We start from the raw sequence: 5,427 nt of genomic DNA, 5'->3' as shown, positions 1-5,427 counted from the left end.
GGTCTTTGAGAACTCAACAGTGTGCACTAAATAAATTGTCATATGCCATTTTTTATATGGTTACCTCGTGATTGGCTAGCTTCGGCTGGCTGGTTTATTTGGTTCCTTTTTTTAACATTTTGGATGATGATCGCCAGATTAATTTTGGTGTTTTGATTCTGGATTGAACTCATTTTTTACGGAGAGTTTGATCCTGGCTCAGGACGAACGCTGGCGGCGTGCTTAACACATGCAAGTCGAACGATGAAGCCCAGCTTGCTGGGTGGATTAGTGGCGAACGGGTGAGTAACACGTGAGCAACGTGCCCGAAACTCTGGAATAACCACCGGAAACGGTGGCTAATACTGGATATGTGCCAGGGAGGCATCTCCTCTGGTTGGAAAGATTTTTCGGTTTCGGATCGGCTCACGGCCTATCAGCTTGTTGGCGGGGTAAAGGCCCACCAAGGCGACGACGGGTAGCCGGCCTGAGAGGGTGACCGGCCACACTGGGACTGAGACACGGCCCAGACTCCTACGGGAGGCAGCAGTGGGGAATATTGCACAATGGGCGCAAGCCTGATGCAGCAACGCCGCGTGAGGGATGACGGCCTTCGGGTTGTAAACCTCTTTTAGTAGGGAAGAAGCGAAAGTGACGGTACCTGCAGAAAAAGCACCGGCTAACTACGTGCCAGCAGCCGCGGTAATACGTAGGGTGCAAGCGTTGTCCGGAATTATTGGGCGTAAAGAGCTCGTAGGCGGTTTGTCGCGTCTGCTGTGAAATCCCGAGGCTCAACCTCGGGCCTGCAGTGGGTACGGGCAGACTTGAGTGCGGTAGGGGAGATTGGAATTCCTGGTGTAGCGGTGGAATGCGCAGATATCAGGAGGAACACCGATGGCGAAGGCAGATCTCTGGGCCGTTACTGACGCTGAGGAGCGAAAGCATGGGGAGCGAACAGGATTAGATACCCTGGTAGTCCATGCCGTAAACGTTGGGCGCTAGATGTGGGGACCATTCCACGGTTTCTGTGTCGTAGCTAACGCATTAAGCGCCCCGCCTGGGGAGTACGGCCGCAAGGCTAAAACTCAAAGGAATTGACGGGGGCCCGCACAAGCGGCGGAGCATGCGGATTAATTCGATGCAACGCGAAGAACCTTACCAAGGCTTGACATATACCGGAAACTTCCAGAGATGGTTGCCCTGCTTGCAGTCGGTATACAGGTGGTGCATGGTTGTCGTCAGCTCGTGTCGTGAGATGTTCGGTTAAGTCCGGCAACGAGCGCAACCCTCGTCCTATGTTGCCAGCACGTTATGGTGGGAACTCATGGGATACTGCCGTGGTCAACACGGAGGAAGGTGGGGATGACGTCAAATCATCATGCCCCTTATGTCTTGGGCTTCACGCATGCTACAATGGCCGGTACAATGGGCTGCGATACCGCGAGGTGGAGCGAATCCCAAAAAGCCGGTCTCAGTTCGGATTGGGGTCTGCAACTCGACCCCATGAAGTCGGAGTCGCTAGTAATCGCAGATCAGCAACGCTGCGGTGAATACGTTCCCGGGCCTTGTACACACCGCCCGTCAAGTCATGAAAGTCGGTAACACCCGAAGCCGGTGGCCTAACCCTTGTGGAGGGAGCTGTCGAAGGTGGGATCGGTGATTAGGACTAAGTCGTAACAAGGTAGCCGTACCGGAAGGTGCGGCTGGATCACCTCCTTTCTAAGGAGCATTGACACGGTCACAATCAGTGTGGTCGTGGTGCCCAGTCTCATCCGAATGTGGTGAGTGGGTGCTCAAGGGTGGAACATATGGCAAGTGTGGGAGTGACGTGATGCGTTAGTACCTGGTTCGTTCGCGAGCCGGTGGAAGGGGTGTTGTGGAGCTGTTGCGCGGTGTGCACGCTGTTGGGTCCTTGGGGACCGGTCAACTGCCAGGCCTTCGGGTTGGGTGGCGGTTTCCTGCAGACCATTGCAGGCCACGGAATGGAATGTTCGGTGGTGTGGGGTGGTGCTGATTGTATGTTGAGAACTACATAGTGGACGCGAGCATCTTATTAGCTGTCGCGTAGTGTTGAGTCGCTGTTGGTGGCTTGATGGTGCGTGGTGGTGTAATAGTTTCTAGATTTCTAGAGTTCAAATTTTTTTGATTCTTATTCTTATGTATCGTACTTGGTGATTTTGAAGTTGCTAAGAGCGAACGGTGGATGCCTTGGCATCTGGAGCCGATGAAGGACGTAGTAATCTGCGATAAGCCTCGGGGAGCCGATAAACGGGCGTTGATCCGAGGATTTCCGAATGGGGAAACCTGGCCACATTTATTGTGGTTACTCGCACCTGAATGTATAGGGTGTTGAGGGGGAACGCGGGGAAGTGAAACATCTCAGTACCCGCAGGAAGAGAAAACAATTGTGATTCCGTTAGTAGTGGCGAGCGAACGCGGATGAGGCTAAACCGGTTGTGTGTGATACCTGGTAGGGGTTGCATGGTCGGGGTTGTGGGACTTGTTGTGTCGTGCTACCACGCGACGAGTGTCTGATGCAGTGTAGGAGAACAGGTTTGAATGCCTGACCGTAGGGGGTGGGAGTCCCGTATCCGAAACAGTGTGTTGGTGCTGATGAGTATCCCAAGTAGCACGGAGCCCGTGAAACTTTGTGTGAATCTGTCGGGACCACCCGATAAGCCTAAATACTTCCAGATGACCGATAGCGGACAAGTACCGTGAGGGAAAGGTGAAAAGCACCCCGGGAGGGGAGTGAAATAGTTCCTGAAACCGTTTGCTTACAATCCGTCGGAGCCTTTCGGGGTGACGGCGTGCCTTTTGAAGAATGAGCCTGCGAGTTAGTGATGTGTGGCGAGGTTAACCCGTGTGGGGTAGCCGTAGCGAAAGCGAGTCTGAAGAGGGCGTTGAGTCGCATGTTCTAGACCCGAAGCGAAGTGATCTAGCCATGGCCAGGTTGAAGCGTCGGTAAGACGTCGTGGAGGACCGAACCCACCTAGGTTGAAAACTGGGGGGATGAGCTGTGGTTAGGGGTGAAAGGCCAATCAAACTTCGTGATAGCTGGTTCTCTCCGAAATGCATTTAGGTGCAGCGTTGCGTGTTTCTTGCTGGAGGTAGAGCTACTGGATGGCTAATGGGCCTTACCGGGTTACTGACGTCAGCCAAACTCCGAATGCCAGTAAGTGAGAGCGCAGCAGTGAGACAGTGGGGGATAAGCTTCATTGTCGAGAGGGAAACAACCCAGACCACCAATTAAGGTCCCTAAGCGTGTGCTAAGTGGAAAAGGATGTGGAGTTGCAGTGACAACCAGGAGGTTGGCTTAGAAGCAGCCACCCTTGAAAGAGTGCGTAATAGCTCACTGGTCAAGTGATTCCGCGCCGACAATGTAACGGGGCTCAAGCACACCACCGAAATTGTGGCAGTCCATTTGTTGGGCTGGGTAGGAGAGCGTCGTGTACTGGGTGAAGCGGCACGGGAACGTGGTCGTGGACGGTACACGAGTGAGAATGCAGGCATGAGTAGCGAAAGACGGGTGAGAAACCCGTCCTCCGAATAACCAAGGGTTCCAGGGTCAAGCTAATCTTCCCTGGGTAAGTCGGGACCTAAGGCGAGGCCGACAGGCGTAGTCGATGGACAACGGGTTGATATTCCCGTACCGGCGAAAGACCGTCCAATCCAATCCAGTGATGCTAAGAGCCTGAAGTTCCCTGCTGCGCCTTTGGTGTGGTGTGGGGATGGAGCGTTCGAACCTATGCTGGGGCGGGTAGCGTATTAACAGGTGTGACGCAGAAAGGTAGCCAATCCGGGTGAATGGTTGTATCCGGGCAAGGTTGTAGGGTTCGTGGTTGGTAAATCCGCCACGTGGATGCCTGAGAACTGACGCGGAAGCCGTAATGGCGAAGTTGGTGATCCTCTGCTGCCAAGAAAAGCATCGACGCGAGGTCTGAGTTGCCCGTACCCCAAACCGACACAGGTGGTTAGGTAGAGAATACTAAGGAGTTCGAGAGAATCGTGGTGAAGGAACTCGGCAAAATGCCCCCGTAACTTCGGGAGAAGGGGGGCCATCCACTTATTAGGATTTACTCCGAAAGGGTGTGGTGGCCGCAGAGACTAGTGGGAAGCGACTGTTTATCAAAAACACAGGTCCGTGCGAAGTTGCAAGACGATGTATACGGACTGACGCCTGCCCGGTGCTGGAAGGTTAAGAGGAAGTGTTAGCTTTGGCGAAGCACAGAATTTAAGCCCCAGTAAACGGCGGTGGTAACTATAACCATCCTAAGGTAGCGAAATTCCTTGTCGGGTAAGTTCCGACCTGCACGAATGGCGTAACGACTTCCCAGCTGTCTCCACCGCGAACTCGGCGAAATTGCAGTACGAGTAAAGATGCTCGTTACGCGCAGCAGGACGAAAAGACCCCGTGACCTTTACTATAGCTTGGTATTGGTGATTGGTGTGGCTTGTGTAGGATAGGTGGGAGACTGTGAAGCTGGCACGCTAGTGTTGGTGGAGTCGTTGTTGAAATACCACTCTGGTCACTCTGATTATCTAACTTCGAACCGTGATCCGGTTCAGGGACAGTGCCTGGTGGGTAGTTTAACTGGGGCGGTTGCCTCCCAAAGAGTAACGGAGGCGCCCAAAGGTTCCCTCAGTCTGGTTGGTAATCAGATTTCGAGTGTAAGTGCACAAGGGAGCTTGACTGTGACACTGACAGGTGGAGCAGGGACGAAAGTCGGGACTAGTGATCCGGCAGTGGCTTGTGGAAGCGCTGTCGCTCAACGGATAAAAGGTACCTCGGGGATAACAGGCTGATCTTGCCCAAGAGTCCATATCGACGGCATGGTTTGGCACCTCGATGTCGGCTCGTCGCATCCTGGGGCTGGAGTAGGTCCCAAGGGTTGGGCTGTTCGCCCATTAAAGCGGTACGCGAGCTGGGTTCAGAACGTCGTGAGACAGTTCGGTCTCTATCCGCTGCGCGCGTTGGAAGTTTGAGGAGATCTTTCTTTAGTACGAGAGGACCGAGAAGGACGAACCTCTGGTGTGTCAGTTGTTCTGCCAAGGGCATGGCTGATTGGCTACGTTCGGAACGGATAACCGCTGAAAGCATCTAAGCGGGAAGCCGGCTCCAAGATGAGACTTCCTACCCTTTGTTGGGGTGAGGTGTCCAGTAGATGACTGGGTTGATAGGCCGGATGTGGAAGCGCTGTAAGGTGTGGAGCTGACCGGTACTAATACGCCGAAGACTTCAATAATTTTCTCACTGAGTATGTGTATGTGTATGTTGCTGTTGTGTGAGTTGTTCGCGTCCCTGTGTGGTTCTTGACATACGATGAGTGTGTTAGAAAGTGTTTCGGTGGTTTTAGCGAGATGGAAACGCCCGGTTACATTCCGAACCCGGAAGCTAAGCGTCTTTGCGCCGATGGTACTGCAAGGGGGACCTTGTGGGAGAGTAGG

At 53.6% G+C, this 5,427-nt stretch carries 3 rRNA genes; all 3 read left to right on the top strand.

The annotated features are described in order from the left end of the window. The first annotated feature begins 175 nt into the window (after positions 1–175). The 3 genes from ID132_RS15565 (at position 176) to rrf (ending at position 5,427) form a co-directional block, all read left to right on the top strand. Positions 176–1,698 (top strand): 16S ribosomal RNA (locus ID132_RS15565). A gap of 457 nt (positions 1,699–2,155) precedes the next feature. Then, positions 2,156–5,225, top strand: a 23S ribosomal RNA gene (locus ID132_RS15560). A 97-nt stretch (positions 5,226–5,322) separates the two neighbouring features. Further along, positions 5,323–5,427, top strand: a 5S ribosomal RNA gene (rrf, locus tag ID132_RS15555). The 16S, 23S and 5S rRNA genes sit together here, the layout of an rRNA operon.

The sequence above is a fragment of the Gulosibacter sediminis genome (assembly GCF_014904065.1).
GTDB classification, from domain to species: domain Bacteria; phylum Actinomycetota; class Actinomycetes; order Actinomycetales; family Microbacteriaceae; genus Gulosibacter; species Gulosibacter sediminis.
This window is presented reverse-complemented; position numbering and strand designations above follow the sequence as displayed.